Origin of the sequence: Corticimicrobacter populi, assembly GCF_003123725.1 — a bacterium.
GTDB lineage: Bacteria > Pseudomonadota > Gammaproteobacteria > Burkholderiales > Burkholderiaceae_B > Corticimicrobacter > Corticimicrobacter populi.
Genome location: NZ_QETA01000001.1, coordinates 515,537 through 534,581 on the forward strand (window position 1 = coordinate 515,537; position 19,045 = coordinate 534,581).

31 protein-coding genes are annotated in these 19,045 nt (G+C 56.3%); 23 read left to right on the plus strand and 8 right to left on the minus strand.

Annotated elements, in window-relative coordinates:
- Nucleotides 1-57 precede the first annotated feature (57 nt).
- From DD235_RS02485 to DD235_RS16895, 18 genes are all read left to right on the plus strand, one after another.
- Nucleotides 58-402, plus strand: a complete 345-nt coding sequence (locus DD235_RS02485; RefSeq protein WP_109060458.1) for a hypothetical protein — start codon at nucleotides 58-60, stop codon at nucleotides 400-402.
- A gap of 1 nt (nucleotide 403) precedes the next feature.
- Nucleotides 404-835, plus strand: a complete 432-nt coding sequence (locus DD235_RS02490; RefSeq protein ID WP_109060459.1) for a DUF4054 domain-containing protein — start codon at nucleotides 404-406, stop codon at nucleotides 833-835.
- Complete coding sequence (locus DD235_RS02495; protein WP_109060460.1) at nucleotides 832-1,308, plus strand: hypothetical protein; 477 nt, start codon at nucleotides 832-834, stop codon at nucleotides 1,306-1,308. Before DD235_RS02490 ends, DD235_RS02495 begins: the two co-directional genes overlap by 4 nt.
- The gene (locus DD235_RS02500) at nucleotides 1,305-1,673 is read left to right on the plus strand and encodes a phage collar protein (RefSeq protein ID WP_109060461.1); all 369 of its coding nucleotides are present in this window, start codon (nucleotides 1,305-1,307) and stop codon (nucleotides 1,671-1,673) included. The genes DD235_RS02495 and DD235_RS02500 overlap by 4 nt, the downstream gene beginning before the upstream one ends.
- Nucleotides 1,670-2,197 carry a phage gateway protein gene (locus tag DD235_RS02505; RefSeq protein ID WP_109060462.1) on the plus strand — a complete coding sequence of 176 codons (528 nt, stop codon included), beginning with the start codon at nucleotides 1,670-1,672 and terminating at the stop codon, nucleotides 2,195-2,197. The genes DD235_RS02500 and DD235_RS02505 overlap by 4 nt, the downstream gene beginning before the upstream one ends.
- A 9-nt stretch (nucleotides 2,198-2,206) precedes the next feature.
- Nucleotides 2,207-3,715 (plus strand): DUF3383 domain-containing protein, encoded by a 1,509-nt coding sequence (locus tag DD235_RS02510; RefSeq protein ID WP_109060463.1) that lies wholly within the window; start codon nucleotides 2,207-2,209, stop codon nucleotides 3,713-3,715.
- Nucleotides 3,716-3,778: 63 nt separating this feature from the next.
- Nucleotides 3,779-4,225 carry a phage tail fiber protein gene (locus DD235_RS02515; RefSeq protein WP_109060464.1) on the plus strand — a complete coding sequence of 149 codons (447 nt, stop codon included), beginning with the start codon at nucleotides 3,779-3,781 and terminating at the stop codon, nucleotides 4,223-4,225.
- Between the two features lie 9 nt (nucleotides 4,226-4,234).
- Nucleotides 4,235-4,690: a hypothetical protein gene (locus tag DD235_RS02520; protein ID WP_109060465.1), complete on the plus strand. Its 456-nt coding sequence runs from the start codon at nucleotides 4,235-4,237 to the stop codon at nucleotides 4,688-4,690.
- Nucleotides 4,691-4,780: 90 nt separating this feature from the next.
- Nucleotides 4,781-6,457, plus strand: coding sequence for a phage tail tape measure protein (locus DD235_RS02525; protein ID WP_109060466.1), 1,677 nt, complete (start codon nucleotides 4,781-4,783; stop codon nucleotides 6,455-6,457).
- Entirely contained in the window at nucleotides 6,454-6,999 is a 546-nt protein-coding gene (locus DD235_RS02530; RefSeq protein WP_239990002.1) for a phage baseplate protein, read from the plus strand. Before DD235_RS02525 ends, DD235_RS02530 begins: the two co-directional genes overlap by 4 nt.
- Before the next feature lie 14 nt (nucleotides 7,000-7,013).
- Nucleotides 7,014-7,304, plus strand: coding sequence for a phage baseplate plug family protein (locus DD235_RS02535; protein WP_420810435.1), 291 nt, complete (start codon nucleotides 7,014-7,016; stop codon nucleotides 7,302-7,304).
- Nucleotides 7,305-7,344: 40 nt separating this feature from the next.
- The gene (locus tag DD235_RS02540) at nucleotides 7,345-8,121 is read left to right on the plus strand and encodes a baseplate hub protein (RefSeq protein WP_239990004.1); all 777 of its coding nucleotides are present in this window, start codon (nucleotides 7,345-7,347) and stop codon (nucleotides 8,119-8,121) included.
- Between the two features lie 44 nt (nucleotides 8,122-8,165).
- Nucleotides 8,166-8,813 (plus strand): Gp138 family membrane-puncturing spike protein, encoded by a 648-nt coding sequence (locus DD235_RS02545; protein ID WP_239990005.1) that lies wholly within the window; start codon nucleotides 8,166-8,168, stop codon nucleotides 8,811-8,813.
- Between the two features lie 8 nt (nucleotides 8,814-8,821).
- Complete coding sequence (locus tag DD235_RS02550; RefSeq protein ID WP_239990006.1) at nucleotides 8,822-9,154, plus strand: contractile injection system sheath initiator; 333 nt, start codon at nucleotides 8,822-8,824, stop codon at nucleotides 9,152-9,154.
- On the plus strand, nucleotides 9,147-10,337 hold the full coding sequence (locus DD235_RS02555) for a baseplate J/gp47 family protein (protein ID WP_109060471.1): 1,191 nt from the start codon (nucleotides 9,147-9,149) through the stop codon (nucleotides 10,335-10,337). Before DD235_RS02550 ends, DD235_RS02555 begins: the two co-directional genes overlap by 8 nt.
- Nucleotides 10,334-10,984 carry a DUF2612 domain-containing protein gene (locus DD235_RS02560; protein WP_109060472.1) on the plus strand — a complete coding sequence of 217 codons (651 nt, stop codon included), beginning with the start codon at nucleotides 10,334-10,336 and terminating at the stop codon, nucleotides 10,982-10,984. Before DD235_RS02555 ends, DD235_RS02560 begins: the two co-directional genes overlap by 4 nt.
- A complete protein-coding gene (locus tag DD235_RS02565; protein ID WP_109060473.1) occupies nucleotides 10,985-11,932 on the plus strand; it encodes a hypothetical protein in 948 nt (315 codons plus the stop codon).
- 710 nt (nucleotides 11,933-12,642) lie between these two features.
- Nucleotides 12,643-13,440: a phage tail assembly chaperone gene (locus tag DD235_RS16895; RefSeq protein ID WP_204524176.1), complete on the plus strand. Its 798-nt coding sequence runs from the start codon at nucleotides 12,643-12,645 to the stop codon at nucleotides 13,438-13,440.
- Here the strand turns inward: DD235_RS16895 and DD235_RS16940 are convergent.
- Nucleotides 13,344-13,946, minus strand: coding sequence for a site-specific integrase (locus DD235_RS16940; RefSeq protein WP_239990039.1), 603 nt, complete (start codon nucleotides 13,944-13,946; stop codon nucleotides 13,344-13,346). The two genes, DD235_RS16895 and DD235_RS16940, sit on opposite strands and share 97 nt — an antisense overlap.
- Between DD235_RS16940 and DD235_RS16945 the strand changes: the two genes are divergently transcribed.
- From DD235_RS16945 to DD235_RS02585, 4 genes are all read left to right on the plus strand, one after another.
- Nucleotides 13,869-14,051 carry a hypothetical protein gene (locus DD235_RS16945; protein WP_239990046.1) on the plus strand — a complete coding sequence of 61 codons (183 nt, stop codon included), beginning with the start codon at nucleotides 13,869-13,871 and terminating at the stop codon, nucleotides 14,049-14,051. The genes DD235_RS16940 and DD235_RS16945 overlap by 78 nt on opposite strands.
- Nucleotides 14,052-14,561: 510 nt before the next feature.
- Nucleotides 14,562-14,783 carry a hypothetical protein gene (locus DD235_RS16685; RefSeq protein WP_146193397.1) on the plus strand — a complete coding sequence of 74 codons (222 nt, stop codon included), beginning with the start codon at nucleotides 14,562-14,564 and terminating at the stop codon, nucleotides 14,781-14,783.
- Nucleotides 14,767-15,225: a lysozyme gene (locus DD235_RS02580; protein WP_109060475.1), complete on the plus strand. Its 459-nt coding sequence runs from the start codon at nucleotides 14,767-14,769 to the stop codon at nucleotides 15,223-15,225. Before DD235_RS16685 ends, DD235_RS02580 begins: the two co-directional genes overlap by 17 nt.
- The gene (locus tag DD235_RS02585; RefSeq protein ID WP_162300391.1) at nucleotides 15,204-15,704 is read left to right on the plus strand and encodes a lysis system i-spanin subunit Rz; all 501 of its coding nucleotides are present in this window, start codon (nucleotides 15,204-15,206) and stop codon (nucleotides 15,702-15,704) included. The genes DD235_RS02580 and DD235_RS02585 overlap by 22 nt, the downstream gene beginning before the upstream one ends.
- A 10-nt stretch (nucleotides 15,705-15,714) precedes the next feature.
- On the opposite strand, the gene DD235_RS02590 is transcribed toward DD235_RS02585, so the two are convergent.
- The 6 genes from DD235_RS02590 to DD235_RS02610 all read right to left on the minus strand — a co-directional run bounded on the left by DD235_RS02590 (nucleotide 15,715) and on the right by DD235_RS02610 (nucleotide 17,565).
- Nucleotides 15,715-15,903 (minus strand): hypothetical protein, encoded by a 189-nt coding sequence (locus tag DD235_RS02590; protein WP_109060477.1) that lies wholly within the window; start codon nucleotides 15,901-15,903, stop codon nucleotides 15,715-15,717.
- Nucleotides 15,904-16,057: 154 nt separating this feature from the next.
- Nucleotides 16,058-16,246, minus strand: coding sequence for a hypothetical protein (locus DD235_RS02595; protein WP_109060478.1), 189 nt, complete (start codon nucleotides 16,244-16,246; stop codon nucleotides 16,058-16,060).
- Between the two features lie 41 nt (nucleotides 16,247-16,287).
- Complete coding sequence (locus tag DD235_RS17235; protein WP_109060479.1) at nucleotides 16,288-16,500, minus strand: helix-turn-helix domain-containing protein; 213 nt, start codon at nucleotides 16,498-16,500, stop codon at nucleotides 16,288-16,290.
- Between the two features lie 18 nt (nucleotides 16,501-16,518).
- A complete protein-coding gene (locus tag DD235_RS16690; RefSeq protein ID WP_146193399.1) occupies nucleotides 16,519-16,782 on the minus strand; it encodes a hypothetical protein in 264 nt (87 codons plus the stop codon).
- A 51-nt stretch (nucleotides 16,783-16,833) separates the two neighbouring features.
- Nucleotides 16,834-17,247: a type II toxin-antitoxin system HicB family antitoxin gene (locus tag DD235_RS02605; RefSeq protein WP_109060480.1), complete on the minus strand. Its 414-nt coding sequence runs from the start codon at nucleotides 17,245-17,247 to the stop codon at nucleotides 16,834-16,836.
- A gap of 102 nt (nucleotides 17,248-17,349) precedes the next feature.
- Nucleotides 17,350-17,565 (minus strand): type II toxin-antitoxin system HicA family toxin, encoded by a 216-nt coding sequence (locus DD235_RS02610; RefSeq protein ID WP_420810436.1) that lies wholly within the window; start codon nucleotides 17,563-17,565, stop codon nucleotides 17,350-17,352.
- Between the two features lie 374 nt (nucleotides 17,566-17,939).
- On the opposite strand from DD235_RS02610, the gene DD235_RS02615 reads away from it, so the two are divergent.
- Complete coding sequence (locus tag DD235_RS02615) at nucleotides 17,940-18,281, plus strand: DMT family protein (protein ID WP_109060482.1); 342 nt, start codon at nucleotides 17,940-17,942, stop codon at nucleotides 18,279-18,281.
- On the opposite strand, the gene yczE is transcribed toward DD235_RS02615, so the two are convergent.
- The gene (yczE, locus tag DD235_RS02620; protein WP_109060483.1) at nucleotides 18,278-18,886 is read right to left on the minus strand and encodes a membrane protein YczE; all 609 of its coding nucleotides are present in this window, start codon (nucleotides 18,884-18,886) and stop codon (nucleotides 18,278-18,280) included. The genes DD235_RS02615 and yczE overlap by 4 nt on opposite strands.
- Between the last annotated feature and the right edge of the window lie 159 nt (nucleotides 18,887-19,045).

The window sequence follows — 19,045 nt, forward strand, 5'->3', positions numbered from 1 at the left end:
AGACAACAGCAAACCATAGCCCCGGAGTTTCCGGGGCTTTTTTTATGGGTGGATCAAATGTCCCAAATTTTTGTGTATAGCACGCTCAGCAACGACCAACGCTACCAGCTTGAGGACGGTCGCGAAGTATTCGTTCGCGGCCGCGCCAACGTTTCGGATGGCGGCCTGGTGACGCCCAAGGGCAAAGTCACTCCAATCGGCGAGGACGAATTCAACCTGCTGCAGAAAAACATCGTCTTCAAGGCACATTCGAAGAACGGTTTTGTCTCGGCTGCTCATCGTAGCGAGGATCCGGAGCGCTTCGCCTCAGCCAATCTGGAGCCTGCCGACAAATCTGCTCAAGATACCCCGGCCACTGCCAAGAAGCGGAATGCCGGCGGTGCCAAAGTAGCCGAGGCCTGACATGCAAGCGTTTCCGTTGGATAAGTTCAGAATCCTGTTTCCTATGTTCGCCACGGTGACAGATGGCATCGTGCTGGCAGTTGCGGAATGGGCCGAGTGCTATACCAGCGGGCGTGGCTGCAAATGCAATGAGCAGCTCTGGATGTTGATCACCGCGCACCTGTTACAACTTCGCCTCAACGCGGAAGCGGGGAACGGTGGAGCACCAGGGGCCATCGCATCAGCAACCATCGACAAAGTCAGCGTGTCATTCCAGGCACCTCCAGCGGCTGACTCCTGGTCGCACTGGCTGAACCTGACGCCCTACGGTCAGCAGTTCCTGGCGCTGGCTAAGAGCTGCGCGGCCGGCGGGGTGTACGTGGGAGGCCTGCCCGAGCGCGCGGCATTTCGCAACGTGGGCGGCCTCTCCATTCGCGGGGGAAGACTCCGATGAAGGTGGTGCGCAAGGGCGGTACGGAGAAGCTGCAAGCGACGTTGAAAGACGTCAGCAGCAAGCAGATCCGGGTCGGGTTCTTCCCCGAGGCGCAGTATCCAGACGGGACGCCAGTCGCGTATGTGGCTGCCATACATGAGTTTGGTGCGCCGCAACGTAGCATTCCTGCTCGACCGTTTATGCGCCCTACAGCCGAGAAAAAAAAGTCTGAATGGGGACGACAGATCGCCGGAGCAGTTCGCGGTGCCATTGATGGAAAGGTTGATGTCGCCCAGGCTTTTGATGCGATCGGCGCGATGGCGGCCGGCGACATAGGCAGAACGATTTCTAGAGTGACAACCCCACCGCTTAAAGACTCGACTCTGCGAGCCAGACAGACCCGTAAAAAGACACCCGGGGTGTCAAAAAAACCCTTGGTAGACACCGGGCTACTGATTCAGTCAGTGAGCCATGTTGTAGAGGATAAATCATGATCCCTGGCATCAATTTGCTGGGTTTGGCCGCCGGCGTGATCGCGCAGCAGTCTCCCATTTGGTTGAAATTCAAGTCCCGTACCCAAAACGCACGCGGGCAATGGATTAACGAGTACGAAGTACCGCAGCCTATCCAAGGATCTTGGCAACCGGTCGGAGAGTCGACGATCCAGAACCTTGGTCTTGATACATCGAAACGCTATTTCAATCTCTATACATCTAACCCGGTTGAGAACGTGCAGCGCGGAGCCGCACCTGATCAACTGATCTATGGCGGTCGGCGGCATGATGTTGTGGGCGGCGCGGATTGGTATGTCCAGGATGGCTGGCGCGGCATCTTGTGCGTCGATGTGGGGCCAGAATGAAACAGAAACTGCTTGAGGCTGCCATCAGAAGCGTCCTGATGCCGCTCTTGATAGAGCAAGGTGTGTCACTGCCGGTTATCGGGGCATTTCAGCCAACAAAACAAGGACGAGTTGATGATGGAATCTATTTTTTTCCCATCAATCGAGGCAAGAGAGGGTGGCAAACGCGCCGGTACCACGATGCCGGTGACGCTCTGACTGCAACAGAATCGCAGATCAATGAGTCGATGTACCAGATCCAGGCATTCGTAGAGGATGACCCCGAAGATGATGATCAGCTCCTGGCAAGTGATGTCCTTGCGATTGTGCGCGGCGTCATCCAGTCGACGAAATTTGTGCAGTTCATGACAGAACTGGGTATCGGTGTTCAGCGGGCCACCGAAATTGTGACCCCATCGTTCGTGAATGACCGTGATCAGTTTGAGTTTAATCCGAACTTCACGGTCATCTTTACCCATCACCGCAGTATCACTCAAGCCACGGCGCATATCGAGCAGGTTGTGCCGGGCATTCATCGTATTTGAGGAAATGACATGTCTATCAAGATGACACGCTACGTCCGGATTATCAGTGCTGTGATTGGTGCCAATGCTGTTGCCCAGCAGCAACTCACCGGTCGTCGTTTCACCACTGATCCTCGAGTTCCCGTCGGGCGTATTGTTTCGGTTCGTCCCGGCGGTGCCGACGACTACTTTGGATCTGGATCACCAGAAGCGGCGTTTGCCCGCCAGTATTTTTCCTACGTCAGCCCGGCTCCCGCCTCGCAGGCACCCGAGCTTCAGTTTGCAGCATATCCAGACGTGGCCCGGCCCGCTCGCGTTTACGGCTACCGGATTTCGGCCAGCTTGGCGGACTTCCAGGCGGTTTCCTCCGGCGTCATGAACATCCAGGTCGGCGAGTTCCCCTATGCACTGTCGGGCGTGGATCTGTCTGGTGCCACGAGCCTGACGAACGTCGCACAGTTGATCACGGCGGCAATTGCCACGGCTGCAACGGATCAAACCGGTACCGCTGCGACCGTCACTTATGACGCCATCGCTGGTTCCTTCACGGTCGAGTCTGCAGAGATGGGTCCGGGCACCATCGTGATATCTCCGGCTGCCGGCAGCGATATCGGCGCGATGCTGGCGCTACAGGGGGCCCAAGCGATCAGTTCCCCGGGATCGATCGCCATGACGCCTCTGGAAGCTTTCCGCGCGGCCGAGAATGTGACCGATTCGTTTGGCTCGGCATCGTTTGGTGTTTCGGTTGACCTAGAGGACGCAATCCCTTTGGCAGAGTACGTCTCTGGCGAGAACGTGAAATACCAAATGTACTGGTCGGTGGACCAGGTGACAGCAGACAGCTGGAACGCGGCCATGATTGGCACCGCCTCCAACGGGCTGATCCTAAACGGCACGGACGGCGAGTACAAGGAAGCCTTGCCGATGGCGGTGATGGCGGCCACGGACTACGACCGGACCAACGCCACCATCAATTACATGTTCCGGCAATCCGGAGTGACGCTCACGTCCGACGTGACAGACGACCAGATGGCGGACTTCTATGACGCGCGTCGGGTGAACTACTACGGACAGACCGCCAGCGCTGGCCAGAAGATATCGTTCTTCCAGCGCGGCTATTTGATGGGCGGAGCCACTGCGCCGCTAGATATGTCGGTACACGCCAATGAGCAGTGGCTGAAGGCGTACATGACAGCCCAACTGATGAGCCTGTTGCTGACCACGAACAAGATCCCGGCCAATAACGATGGCCGGGGCATGGTCATGGCGATCATCCAAGGTGGTGTCAACAAGGCGCTGAACAACGGAACGATTCTGATCGGCAAGACGCTGACCGAGCTGCAGAAGGTTGCCGTCACTCAGCTGACCAACGATCCGCTGGCCTGGCACGATGTGCAGGACAACGGTTACTGGTATGACGTCAGCGTCGAGCAAGAGACCGGGGAATCTGGAGTCACTGAGTACACAGCGAAGTACACACTTGTCTACTCGAAGGGCGACATGATCCGGAAAGTCGACGGGTCACACAACCTGGTTTGACCAGGCAACAACAAAGCAAAGGTGGGCGGCCATGTGGTCGCCCTTTCCATTTGAGGATCAGCCATGCATGACATTTCCGCCATCGGCGTTGCCATTCGCTGTGTCGCCAGCGAGTCTTTTCCGTCCGGTTTCACGATCACCGCGTTCGCCGATGATGCAGACCCGTTCGACATCCCAGCCATCGATATCGCAACGCCAGCAATGAACGTGAACGGTGAGCTGGTGGTATTCAGCGCTCCTACGCCAATCACCATCACGATCAATGTTATTCCCGGGAGCGAGGACGACAACAACCTGGGGGTGATTTTCGAAGCCAACCGTGCTGCCAAGAATAAGCGTCATGCGCGTGACGTTATCACTCTGGTTGGAACCTATCCGGACGGGGCCAGCTTGACGCTGAGTGAAGGGAAGATGACCAACGGCATGCCGGGTAACTCGCCGGCGTCTGCTGGTCGCATCAAGTCGAAGTCTTATTCCTTCGCATTCCAGAATCTGTCTCGTACTCGATAAGGATGCCAAATGGCCGACCTGATCAAACCTCGCATCGTCATGATCAAGAATCGTGATGGTGTTGAAAAAGCTTTCACCATTTCCAGGCTGCCAGCAACAGTTGCGCGAGAAGTGATCGCGAAGTACCCGCTCTCGAATATCCCGAAGCTGGGGGATTATGCGACCTCGGAAGAGGTCATGAAGAAACTCATGAGCTATGTGGCGGTGGACATCGATGGCCGGGAGCAGCGGCTTACAACCCAAGCCCTGATCGACAACCATGTCGATGATGGAATCCAGTTGCTCAAGCTTGAGGTCGAGATGATCGAGGAGAACACCGGTTTTTTCGGACTCGGCGGGCAGCGCGGTTTCCTCGATTGCCTGCTGGAAAAGTGCCTCCACTCGATTATGCCAATGCTGACCCCTTTATTGGATCAATTGTCAGCTCCGGCCTCGCCCGATTCGTCGAGCTCAAAACAGAAATAGACCTGGAAGAGGCGATGGACCTCTGGGAGGTCGCCACGACCAACAAGGTCAACGAGATCCGCGCGATGGAAGCCGGAAAAAGGAAGTGACATGTCCCTGCTTGACGCCCTGACGTACATCATCGACGCGGACAATTCCAAGCTGAATAAGGAGATCGACAAGTCCGAGAAGAAAACGGACGCATTTGGCAAGTCGATGATGACGGCCGAAGGGCGCGCCAAACTGATGGAGGACAAGATCAAAGGGGCCTTCACCAGGGTTGGCGCTGCCATCCTGGCCACTGTCGCCGCCTCCAAAGCCTTGGAAACTTTCAACAACCACGTCCAGACGGTGGAGCAGATTCGCAACACCAGCGATGCGTTGGGCGTGGCGATTGAGGACGTGGATGCGTTCGGCAAGGCCATCGAACGGATGGGCGGCGACGCCCAAGGGGCCCGTGACACGCTTACTGATATGGCCGAGTCTATTGGTGAGGCTCTACAGGATATGGAGTCTGGCCGTGCCAAGACGTTCAAGGGGCTGGGCATCAGCCTTAAGGACGCCCAGGGGCAGGCCAAGGGTGCCATCGATGTGATGCACGACCTTGCCGGCGCGGTTGAAGGCATGAGCCGGCAAGAGGCGGTTTTTCGCATCAAAGAGCTTGGCATCACTGACAACCGCTCGGTGGAGCTAATCTTGAAGGGGCGGCAAGAACTTGAGCGCATGCTGCGCGTGCAGAAAGAGCAGGGTGTTGTTACCAAGGAATCTGCGGAGCGCGTTCGAGCTTACTCGGAAACGCTGGCTAGGTTTCGTCAAAGCACAGGCGCTGCAGCCAGCGGAATCGTTGACTGGATTCTACCGGCGGTCACCTGGTTCATTGAAAAGCTTGATGCCGTGGTTGGGTGGATGAATAGGCACGACACATTTGTGAAGGGTTTTTTCATTGGCTTGACTACCATCCTGACGGCGATGTTCCTTCCTGCCGTGGTCTCGGCCACTGCAGCGGTGTGGGCGCTGATTGCACCGTTCTTAGCTGTCGCTGCACCAATCATTGCCGTCGTTGCGCTCTTTGCCTTGCTTTATGACGACATCATGAATTTCCTTGACGGGAATGATTCTCTGATCGGTCAGATTTCAGAAAAATATCCAATCGTCGGAGAGGTGGTCAAGGCCCTGGCTGCTAGTGTCAAAGCGGCTTTTGATCTCATCATTGCGGCATTGTCTGTCGGATGGGCAGTTTCTAAGGCTGCTGGGCAGGGGATTGTCGATGTCTTTTCAAAGATGGGCGCTGCAATTGTGGCGATCTTTAAGTCAGTGGTGGGTACTGTGTCTGGCGCATGGGATTACGTCAGCAGCATCTTTGAAAAAGTGTCTGGCGTCATTGGACGCATTGGAAAGTGGCTTGGTTTTGGTGGCGATGCGGACGTGCGGCTCACGACTGCCAATGTGAACAACGGTATCACCAATGCAGAGGCTCGAGCTGCAGAAAATGAGGCAAATGGCGATACGCGCAGTGTCGTGTCAGGTGCGGAGGCTAACGTAGCCGACAACATGAGAGTAGCCCAGGCGTCCGTCGGAGAGGCTTCGGCAAACCCTCTCAACAACGTTACATCCAACTCGATCACGAACGCCAGTAATACGACAAACGAAACAAACGTCCAGGTGGGGCAGGTAACAGTGCAGACCCAGGCAACAGATGCGCAAGGAATCTCCAGGGATATCGGCAGCGGACTGAACGATCAATTGAAGAATCTACAAAGCGAATCGGCAAGCGGGGTAGCGAGATGATAGCTCTGAAGGACAGCCTGTCAACGTCGACCCAACAGAGTGTTGCGATTCTTGATGCCGATACGCTGCAGCCTATTTTTCAATCTGCGCACCCCATGCGGTTGTCGGTGAGAGAGTCGAAGCGTGCCACCAAGTTTGCAGTCGAAGATGGATCCGAACGGTCGGATCATGTTGTTCGAGAACTGACAGAAGTGCAGGTTGATCTGCTCCTCAATGACGACACCCGAAATCAGTTTGACGCGTTGAGGCAGGCTTATCAGCAGAACACGCTGGTGACGGTGCAGACAAAAGTCGCTTCCTACGAAAACCTGCTGATCCTTGATTTGCCTCATGACGAAACGGCTGAACTAGGAGCTGCGGTTAGCGTGCCAGTGCGCTTTCAGGAGTGGCTGGAGGTCAGGCCGGAGTATGGAACGTTGCCTCCAGCCAAGGTGGAAAACAAGGGGCAGTCCAGTACGGTCGCGCGTGGTCAGCAGACCTCATCTGATGCGGACTCTGGGACGCAACGCAAGGGTAGCGTTTTAAGCGGGGTGTTCAGGTGAAAGTTATATCGCTTATGGCGGTCCCAAATCAGTCGTTTACGGTAACCATAGACGGCGTTTTGTGGGCGTTATCAATCAAGGCTGCGCGAGGCACTATGGCGGCCGATGTTTCGCGTGATGGGGTGGTGCTAGCGCAGGGGCAGCGTATTGTTGCCGGCCATCCTATCTTGCCTTATCGATACCTGAGCCATCAAGGCAACTTCGCAATCCTTACCAGGGATGACGAGCTGCCATGGTGGGAGGAGTTTGGCAGTTCTCAGACGCTGGTGTATCTCACCCCTGAAGAGGTCGGAATCAATGATTGATCTTCGAGCCATCAGGATAGGGGTAGAGGTTTCTGGCCGCATGAACTATTACAACGCTGCCGACGGAATGCGATTGCGGGCGAGCGGCACGAAGTATGCCAATGCTACACAGAACGAGTGCAGCGTGACTATTTCTGGCCTGCGACGCGAGACGCGGGATTTTCTCCTGACTGAAACGAGCCCGTTCAATAAGAACCGGACGCCCAAGCGTTTGATTGTGGAGGTTGGTCGGGTGACGACTGGCTTATTCACCATCTACCAGGGCGACATTATTAGCGCTGAGCCCAGCAGCCCGCCTGACGTAGACATTGTACTGAAGTCCAAGACGGGTAACGCGGCCAACGGTGTGGTTGTATCCAAAAGCGCACAGGCACTCTCGAAACTGTCGGCCATCTCGGCGACGGTGGCAAAAGACATCGGCATGACGCTGGATTTCCAGGCGCTGGACAAGCTGATCTCCAACTACACCTACACAGGCGGGGCGCTGGGACAGGTGGCTCGTCTTGCACAGGCTGGAGGGGTTCGGGCGTTCGTTGATGACACCCGGCTGATTGTGCAGGACTTCGACAAGGCTACGCGTGGGCGAGTCAAGGTCCTGAACATGAACAGCGGAATGGTGGGTATCCCCAAGGCCACAGAAAAAGGAGTCGAAGTGCTGTACCTGATCGACGGAGAGTCGATGCTGGGCGGCATGCTTAGGCTGGAGAGCAAGTTTAATCGGTCGCTCAACGGCGACTACAAAATCGATCAACTCAAGTTCGACGTGGCCAGCCACGAAGATCCTTTTTTCTACCAAGCGACATGCAGCCGAGTGTGAGCCCAAACATCGACCCAGCAGATGACGGGAGCTTGTCAGGAGTCTTGCGCGCCTGGATCCGCTCTTTTGTGCGTGAGCATCTTGATGACATGCTGCCGTCGCAGGTTGTGTCCTATGACGACGCTACGAACCGCGCCGTCATCAAGCCTCTGATCATGATTGGCACAACAGAGGGGGCAAAGATATCCAGAGGGACTATTCCGAACATCCCGGTCTTCCGGTTCGGCGGCGGCGGGTTCTTCATCCGTTTCCCGATCAAGCCGGGAGATTTCGGCTGGCTGAAGGCCAACGACCGCGACGTGAGCCTGATGTTTCAGCGTGGGGGGCAGGAGGATTGGCCCAATACCGAGCGTCTCCATTCCTTCTCGGATGCCATGTTTTTCCCCGACACCATGAAGGATTGGTCTGTGGACGGCGAGAACGCCGACGCCCTGGTGCTTCAGTCTTTGGACGGTAGTGTGTGCGTATCCCTCCATGCCGGAGAGATTCGGATCAAGGCACCGCGCGCCAAGATCGAGATTCCAGAAACCGAGTGGGTCGGAAATATCGCGTTGCGCGGAAATATGACGACCGCTGGCGGGAACGTCTCCTTCTCCGGCGGCACGATCACCCACGACGGCAAGAACATTGGCAGCACCCATAACCATAGCGGTGTGCAGCCAGGTAGCGGCAACTCTGGAGGCCCAAATTGATTACGTTCATGACCGACGAGAACAATGATTTTGTCACTTTGCCTAACGGCAACCTTGCTATGGCTCGTGACATCGACGCAGTGGCCCAAGAGGCTAAGCATTTTGCTGCGTCGGCCCGAAACGAGATGATCCATGCATATAACCAGGGCATTCCGTTTTTGCGAGAGGCGTTCAGCAAGCAGCCCAATCTGGCACAGATCGAAGCTGCGTTGCGTCGGCGCATCTTAGAAACCCCGGATGTGACGGCCATCCTAAGCATGGATACGGCTATGGAGGGTGAAACCTTGCGATATACCGCGACCCTGAAAACCACATACGGCACGGTGATCATCAATGGCTAGCTACGAATTTATCACCAGTCGTGGGGTGGTCATCCCCGATACGGCATCAACTCGAGATCAGGTTATTGCGGAGTTCCGAGCGGTTTTCGGTGACAACATGCCGGTTGATCCAGCTACGCCGCAAGGGGCCTTGATTACCCGCATCACAGAAGAGAGGGATGCCATTGCCCGCAACAATGCCGAGCTGGCCAATCAGATCAACCCCAGCCTCTCTGGAGGCGTATTTCTTGACTCTCTGGTGGCGTTGACCGGCGGCCAGCGCCGCAGCAGCGTGAGGTCGTTGATTGTTGGGGCGGTCTTGGGAGGGGTGCCGGGCACCAACGTGCCGGCCGGTTCAATCGCCGAGACGGAGCAGGGCGAACAGTTCGAGTTGGTTTCCACGGTTGTTCTGAGTTCTGCCGGCGTCGCCACCGGCAATTTGCGCGCGCTTCAGGATGGCGAAATAGTCGTGCCCCCGGGCGGTTTGAACACGGTCGCGTCCAGTGTCTTGGGATGGGAAACAATCTCCAACCCGGACGCGGCTATTCCAGGCCGAGTGGAGGAGAACGACGTTCTCTTACGCCGGCGGCGTGCGCAGACTCTTGCATTACAGACAACATCGATCAACGAAGCGATCGTGTCACGGCTCTACAGCATTGAGGCCGTGAGCTCCTGCTACTACCTGGAAAACTATGCCGATGTCGACCAGGTGATCGATGGCATACCTCTGCGCAAGCACAGCATCTGGGCGTGTGTCGATGGCGGCACGGATCAGGAAGTCGCCCAGGCACTTTTCGAGACCAAGACTGTTGGTGGCGGTTACAACGGCGCGGTGAGCGTCCAAATCCCTGATCCAGTAAATGGCCGGCTGTACGAGGTCAAATTTGATCGGCCAGAAAATATTGTGCTGCTCATTCGGGTCACTGTGCGTGCCAGCCCACTAGACGTCCAGCAACTCGTGCCAGACTTGATCATGAACTATGTCAACGGCGACATCGAGGGAGACGTCAGTTTCGTTGTGGGCAGCGACGTTTCGACTTTCGAACTCGCCAGCGCCATCAATCAGCAGGAGCCGACCATCTTCGTCAAAAAGGTGGAACTGTCGGTGTTCGGCTCTGGCACCTGGTCGGCAGACACGATGGAGATTGCACCCAATCAGATCGCGCGCACGCAGCGCAGCTCAATCCAGGTGGTGATTGCATGAGCGGGACCCAGCAATTTGACTTCTCTGTCGACCTTATGCGGTCGATTCTCTGGCAGTACGAAGGTGCCCCGCGTGCCGTCGCTCTGGCGCGGCATGACCAAGCGTGGATTGACGGCCACCACTCGGACTTCTGGTGCAGCTGGCACCGGGACGTCTTTGATCTAGACACGGCCAACGAGTTCGGGCTTTCGATTTGGGCGAGAATCCTTGGCGTGTCTTTGGAAATAGGTGAGGCTCGGCGCGTTGATGGAGTTTTCGGATTTGGGGCCTACAGTCGAAATTTTGAAAACGGAAATTTCGGCAGAGCCAGTGATACTCAGGTTCAGCTTGACATGGAGTCCGCCCGCAAGCTGCTGAAGCTACGCTGGTTTCAACTGACTATGCGCCCAACGGTGCCAAACATCAACGCTGCACTCGAAATGGTGTTCGGACCTGGGGCTGCTTTCATCGTCGACCCATATGACATGACTTGGGTCACGTTCTTCTTCCTCAGTGCCCCAGATTACAAGCTCAGACGCTTGCTTGAGAACACAGACATACTGCCAAGACCATCAACAGTCGGTGCCAAATGGCAGGTTCAGGTCAGGCCGTCTTGGGGATTTGGGCCCAATCACCTCAACTTTGAAAACGGAAACTTTGGAGCATAAATGGCTACCAGAATCTATAAGACCCCTTTTGCTGCGACGGGCGACAAAGAATCTTTGGCGACTGCTGATCAACCGGACGGTAAGGTCAGTCTGCAGGCTGGCTGGACGCCCGATTACGAATTGCCCAATGACAACCCGGCTTACCGACCTGTAGGCAGGATGGAAATGAACGGGATTTTGTCAGAAATCACAGAATCTCTCGGGGAGGTCCAACAATACGGCTATGCGGTTTGGCGACAGATTGTTGGCGGATGGGCCAAGAATGCGCGTGTTTTTTATAACGGTGGTGTTTTTGTATCGTCGGTAGACGCAAATGAGACTGAACCGGGCGCTGCTGGATCAATGTGGATGTCTCTCTCTGATTCGTTTTTGCCCGTATCTCAATCTGCCCCAACAAGCCGTATTGGGTCGGCTGTCTACGTGTTAGACAGGCAAGATTTGTTGCAGTGGATGACCATCGGCGGATGGACGGGATATGCGTCACCCCGCGTCGGGGAGATCGAATTTGGATGGACTCCTGGAGTGTTGCCATGGCAGATTGCTGCCGAGGGAGGTGTGTACAGCAAAGCTGCATACCCGGCTCTCTATGCTCGATTCCAAGCGTCTGGACTTTTGGTGCCGGCTGCATCTTGGGTGGCCGGCGAATACAAGGCCTGCGACGTGAGTGGGACTCAGTTCCGTGTGCCCGATTTGCGCAATCAATTTTTGCGCATGACCGGAACTGACGCTGACACTGCAAATGCGAGAGTCATTGGCGGCAAGCAGGCTGATGCGTACAGAGAGCATAGCCATCGGCTTAAGGGTGGTACTTACCAGTTGACCGTTGGCAGCACTCACGCCTCGGCAACCTGGGGTTCCTCTGCCCCTCTGTTTGGCAATACATCGCCGGAGGGAGGATCAGAGACACGTCCGATTAATATCGCGCTGGCTCCACGCCTACACGTGTAGACGGGGAGCCAGTGACACGTTATTTGGCCTTGTCTCTGCACCACCAGTTGACAGAGATTGCAGGCCGGAAATCGACCCGATGCCGTCGATATCGACCAAGTTCTGGCTGACGTTGCGGTATGTCTTTGCGTAGCGAGTAGACGATGCCGGTTGCCCTGGCGGCAAGATGCTGGGGTTGTCTGCATATGCAGACCGGTCAAGGTGGGTATGCGATGCAATTGCACCATTTTGCCGACTAGCCAAGGTTCTCGCATTTGCAGTGGGACAGTCAGATATGTAGACGCGGGCACATAGACGTGTTGGCCCCTCTGGTTTCAGTTGATGTGCGCACCACCCGAGACGCGTCGAACGTAAAACCATGTGTGTTCTGGTATTCCGCACCAATCATGATCGATGAAAACTGTGTGCCGGCGCTGACGAATGCACCACCATATTCCGGACCTGCAATCGATGATGCCGCATATCGATACAGGTGGCCGGTGATGTTCTGCAGCGCGTCTTGCTGACGAGATCCAAGTGCCCGCGCATTTGCAGTGGCGCGGTCAGATCAGATGTGCAAGCGTGGGGCAAGAGCGAGGTTGGTGCCGCGAGTTTCAGATGATGTTCTGGCTACTCGGGAACTGTCAAAGGTGAACGAGTCGCCAAGTTTCTGCGCCGGCGCCGCAACAGACAGACCGTTGATGACTTGTGCTCCCTCGGTGTTCGTTGTGATGCTGAATACTCCCGATCCACCTGCGGCTATACCTGCGTGTTCTGTTGTTTGCGAAGGGCGACTGTTCAATCTGCCGGACATCTGTTGCAGTGCGTCCAATTGCTTGCTGCCGAGCGCCCGCGCATTTGCAGTGCAAATTATCTTTAACCTATTGCCCTTCGGGCAGGAGACCAAAATGAAGGTTTATCAAACTGATGAGAGCGGCGTGTTTCTGTACGCCCAAGATGCTGCCGTGCTGCCCTATGGGGCGGTGTTGTCTCCCCCGCCGCGCTGCGATGCTGGATTTGTTGCTGTCTGGGATCGGCACGGATCTATCGCTCGCACGTCACCAGATTTTGGCAGCGACAAAATCAATCTGTGGGAGATTGTCGAGGACCATCGCCGGGACACTCTGCACCTGGTCAATGATGGCCAGCAATATGTGATCGGCAGTGATACAGATGGGAATACGTATGATGGTCTGGGCGATGTGCCGGCTTGGCTGACGACGCAGCCGCGCCCGAGCGTGCTGCACTATTGGAGCGGCGGGGCATGGGTGCTAGATGAGCAGGCGCAACAAGATGCAGATGCTGCGGCCGAGCGAGTGTGGCGTGACGCTGAAATCCAACGCGTAACGCCGCTGCGCGATCGGCATCGGGATGAGGTCGAGCAGGGCATCGAGCCGACGCTGAGCGCCGCAGAATATGCAGCTTTGCTGATCTACATCCAGGCTCTGCGGGACTGGCCTGCTTCATCTGATTTCCCCGATGCGGCTGGACGCCCGGAAATTCCGGTTGGCATCGCTGCTCCGGCCTGAATAGCTGCCGATTGCCGCCTGCCAAGTGGGCTGCGGGCAAGTTTACGGGCAAGCTCCCAGCCGCGAGGGTGGTAGTAACGCAGCAGCATGCGGGTATCGTGATGGCCCGTGATTTTTGCCAATTCGTGCGAGCCAAACACCGTTGCCAGTCTGGAGGTTCCTTCATGTCGCAGGTCGTGAAACCGAAGATCTGCGAAGTAGTGGGGCTGCGGCCTGCGCCCGAGGGTCTTGCACAACACTTCGTACTGTCGTCTTGCTCGATCTCGGGCGCGGATGAAAGCCCGCGTGACTGAGCCTGGCCGCATGGTGAATATCGGGCCACGCATGGGGCGGCCTGAGAGCCATTGGCGCAACGCTTCACGCGCCAGAGGAGTGAGCGGCACATCTCTTGGCATGCCGTTCTTCGTGTCCCGTAGGCGTACGACGCCATGCAACAAGTCAACGTCCTGGCGCAGGATGCCAACGATCTCGGATCTTCGCATGCAAGTCTCGACAGCCAAGGTCAAGATCGTGGGCAATTCTGCAGATCTGGTGGCTCGCATGATCCACTCGATTTCGTGGCGTGGGCATTGCTCGGCAGGGATGCCACGGAGCTTGATCCGCTCGAATAATCGGCGGTCGCGGGCATCATCGACAGATGGCCTGCTGACGAGCTGGGCAGGATTCGCCAGCGTTGTGTAGCCCCATTCTTTGCGGGCGACAGTGTACAGATGGGAGAGTAACGCGAGACGGCGCACGACAGTGGCCGGCTTGCGTGTTTCCAGCCATTCGTCTCGCAAGCGTTTCAGGTCCGTGTGGCGGATGTTGGCAAGAGTGCGGCAGGAGAGGAATGTTGATTTCCAACAGCGGGCAATTGACGCCTCCTGCACGCCACCTTTTTTCAGCCTGGACACATCCTGCATGTATCTGTCCAGGGCATCAGCAAGAGTTGGGCAAGGCTTGCGACGGGGCTGGTTTTGACGGCGTGCGAAGAAATTCATTTTGTAATTCGACAGCAATGGAGGATTCGCGATTGTTGCATTTTTGAAATGCTCGGTTATGCGGCCCAGAGCCGGTTTTTTTACGCCCCTTCGGGGGCTTTTTTGTTTTTGGAGGCAGCCATGCCCCGAAGGACATCAATCATGCAGGACGATGCGATCCACGCACCGCTGGCAACGGGTTCTGCAGCGCTCATCTACGGGTGGACGCTGCAGGAGGTCGTGCTGATCTTGTGGGCGATTTACGTGATCGTGCTGATCACGATCAAGGTGCCGGACTTTGCTGCAGCGGTGGCGCGTATCCGTGCGTGCCTGGTGCGTCAGTGGGAAAAATTGAAAAGGTGGAAAGATGGACCTGAAAACTAAGGTGGCGGGCGGCGTCATGGCTGCAGCAGTCGCGCTGGTGGCGACGTGGGAAGGGCGGTCGCTGGTTGCGTACGTCGATCCTGTGGGCATTCCGACAATCTGCGAAGGATATACGCATGGGGTGCAGATAGGTGACGTGGCCACGCCGGCGCAGTGCGACGAGTTGACGCGACAGGAGGTCAGCCAGGCGCTGGCAGTCGTGGATGCGTCCGTCGCGGATATGCTGCCGGGCGGCACCAGGGTGGCCTTGGCCAGCTTCGTCTACAACGTGGGAGCAGGGGCTTACCAGCGGTCCACGCTGCTGCGCAAGCTGCGTGCAGGCGACATCGAGGGTGCATGCCGGGAGTTGCCGCGCTGGTCATATGCGGGCGGCAAAAAGCTGCGAGGCCTGGAGCGCAGGCGCAACGCGGAGATGCAGATATGTCTATCGGATCTGTCGTGATACCCGCATGGCTGCGATATGGGGCTGTCGCTCTGCTTGCCGCTGGTGCCGCCTGGACAGCCCAGGGCTGGCGCATGGATGCTGCGCTGGCAAAGCAACAGTCTGGATTTGATCAAGCCATGTCAGCGGCCAGCGCCGAAGCCCTGCAGCGTCAACACGAATTACAGGGCAAGCTGGACGCACAGCAGGAGCGATGGGCCCTGGCCGAGGCCGAACAATACAAGGAACTGAGAAATGCAGAAGTGGAGATTGAGCGCCTGCGCGCTGATATTGATGCTGGCCGGCAGCGGCTGCGCGTCCGTGCAACCTGCCCAGCCAGTGGAGCAACTGGAATGTCCGAGGCCGGCACCACCGCCAGCCTGGATCATGGAGCCACCGCCGAACTTGATCAAGCTGCTCGATCAGATTATTTCGCCCTCAGGGCAGGGATCGGGCGAGTGACGCAGCAACTGGCGGCCTGCCAGGCACGGCTGCGATAAGATAAATAAATTAGCTTTTTTTCTTGTTTTGATCCCCTTGCTTTTGAGCAGGGGTTCTATCGTCGCCCGTGTTATATCTATGATCGTGCCCACCATTAGTTTTTTGCTTTCCGTAATCAATTAATCCTGTGGAGTTGTCCCTGCGGTTGTTGCTGCCGATGGCATCTGAAAGGTTTTTTAGTAAATCAAAAATACCCATGTCTATTCCAGTGTGATTAGATTCTATCCATTCTAAATTAAAAACGAATTTATACATACCAATACATTAAGACAGGGCCGATCTCGATCTGTGCCGGGCGTCGGTGCGTGAGATGACCGTGGCAGAACAGCGGGATAAGCGACCAGATTGAACACTAAGCCAAATGCAGGTTTTCAGCGAAAAGCACATAGATGTCGCCGTCGTTTGAAACCCTGTATTTTTGCCGGCCAATTGTGTCCGCGAGGCCGGCGTACTGAACAATCCAACCGTGTATTTTGCTCCCTGGATTATCGATAATCAGATCCTCTCCGATAGGGATGTTGCGGATTTCAGCTTCGGTCATTTTGATGGTGTTCCGTTGCGACAGAGTTGGGGATTTACATCTTACTCAATGATTTCGGTGTCGCGTAGCGCGACCCATAACTTGATGCCAATGCCATCAGCAAGCCGGGTGGCTGCGTACAACGTAGGGCTGCTCCTGGCTCCGGTTTCAAGTGCTGATATGTATGACTGAGAGACGCCGGTCCTTCGCGCCAGGGCGGCACCCGTGAGGTGTTGGCGTTGACGCTCTTGTTTCAACCACTCTCCGAACCTCACGGACGCCTCCTGATCTAATTATTCGGCGGGCCAGTATAGGTTGACGTGAGAAGGGCGGTCGGCAACTGATCGTATCTGGCGCAGCACTTCTGTGACCAGCTCAGGAGAGAATTGGCCACCCGATACCTCATTCGCAATTGCAGCAGCGCCAAGCAAGCGCAGCCTGGCGGCGCAGACAGCATGCAGATCAGTTGTCGGCATATCTGATTTCATCGCTGCGGCAAGCCAGGCTGCATGCGCTGGGCTATCTAGGGTTCGGTCCTGCTCTGTGATGCGATCCATGATGCGTCCAAAGATTGCATCCGAGCACGCTTTCGCCTGGAGTGCAATCAATCATTTTGCCGATATCACAAGCGTTTTCCCAAGCGCGGCCAGTGCATCTGAGATCGTATCGATCTTGGTAGGGTGCTGCAGGTCAAGGATGCGAGTCACTTCTTGAGGGCGCACATCCATGGCCCTGGCCAGGTCTGCTTTGGAGATCCGGCGATCTAAAAATGCATTGAGCAGCAGCACCTTGGCCCAGGCTGATGCAGGCAACGCCACCAGTTCCTCGCCTTGCGCCAAGCCGGACGGCATTGGCACGGGACGCTTATCCTCGAAATAAAAATCCATGGCAGTCAGCAGCGCATCAGCAGCCATGAAACGGGCTTCCTCCAGCGTCTCCCCAGCGCTCAGCGCCTCCGGGATATCACGGAAGGAAACCATATAGCCAGTTGTGTCCGGCTCGATCCTTGCAGGGTAGTACATACATCCTCCATATGGGCAGCCCATAAATTACCGGGTAATTTTTACTGCCGTTTGAGGAGCGGTTCTGCGCGAGTGGGAAGCCCCTTTCGAGGCCTCCCCTTTTTACTTCAATCCCAATTGCTTGAGAATGTTCCGCCTCAGCCCTTCGCCTATCTCTTGGCTGCCGTGCCTTGGCAGGGTGGACTTCTTGCCGTTCAGTTCAACTTTCGTGTGGTTTGCACCTTCCTTGAAAGTCGCTCCCTGGGCTGCGAGCCACCGTTTGAACTCGCTTTGCTTCACCGCACCTCCTTTGTCTGTTGAACATGAAATAATTATCATCAAAAATGATTGTTAAGTCAACAAAAAAGATTATTGTCGGGCAATAAAAAAGCCAGCTCGTAATAGGCGGGCATCGAGATGTGAATTTCAGCTTGTCAGGTTAGAATTCTGGCAACTCAATCGTGCCACTTGAGCGTCAATGGGTTTGGGGGCATGGATGGGGGCAGGCTGGTTTTATGGCTTTTAAATTGGCTTGATAATCATATGGTTGAGACTTGATTTCGGTTCAAGTATCGCCTACCAGAATTTCTGCATCGGCCTGTCGATGCAAGCAAAAAGCCCGCACATTTCAAGAATGTGCGGGCTTTTTCAATTCCGTTTCTGATGCCACACCAGTGTGTGGGGTGGCCTGTCGATTGCAGCGTAGGTGTGTCATGCAAAAATTCTTTCCGATTTTTCTGCTCTGCCTTTCCAACCTGTTCATGACGATCGCCTGGTACGGGCATCTGAAATTTCCGCATAGCCCCCTGGTCAAGGTTATCCTGATCAGTTGGGCCGTGGCGCTGGTCGAATATTGCCTGGCTGTGCCGGCAAACCGTATCGGACATGCAGTCTACTCGGCAGCCGAACTGAAAACGATCCAGGAGGTGATCACCCTGGTCGTGTTTGCCGGTTTTTCGGTGCTGTACTTGAAAGAGGCGCTGACGCTCAATCACCTGGTCGGCTTTGCGCTGATCTGCGCGGGTGCGTTTTTCGTATTCAAGGGGCCGTTCTAGGATTTCCTGCGATACATGTGTGGTGCCAGCAGTGGCAGGGTGACGCCGCACAGGGGACCGATACCGGCTGCGAATAGCAGGGTGCCCCAGCCGACATCGCCGCCCAGGCTCCAGCCGAATCCCATCACGACCAGCTCGATACTGCCCCGAACCTGCCAGATGGGACGGCTGGTGCGGGCATGCAGGCCGGTCATCAGGCCGTCGCGCGGGCCGGGACCATATTGCGCGCCGATATAGAGCGCCGTGCCGATGGCCAGGATGATCATGCCGGTGGCAAAGACCAGAATCTGCAAAGGCAGTGTGCCGGGGACGGGCAGCAGGAAAAGACCGAGCTGGGCACTGGGGCCTACCAGCAGGGCATTGGCAATGGTGCCGATTCCGGGTTTCTGACGTAGCGGTATCCAGAGCAGCAGCACGGCCAGCCCAAGGATATTGTTGGCCAGACCGAAGGGGATGCCGGTGCGCAGTGCGATCCCTTGTGCCAGAACCTCCCAGGGGGGGATGCCCAGGGCAGCCTTGACCATCAGACTGATGCCGATACCGAAAAGAAAAAGCCCCAGCAGCAGGGAAAATGCCCTGCGCAGGGTATGTGCGACGGGTTGCATGGCGAGCGGTCGAGAATGTTGTAAGGCTTGGCAGCGATGACCGCCAGCGAGGCTATGAGCTACTGTGCCATAGCGCAGACAGCCAGGCAAGTGGCGGGTGCTGTCAAAACTGCCGATTGCCGCAATCCTGTCATGCCGCCAAGATTGAGCCTCGTTCAG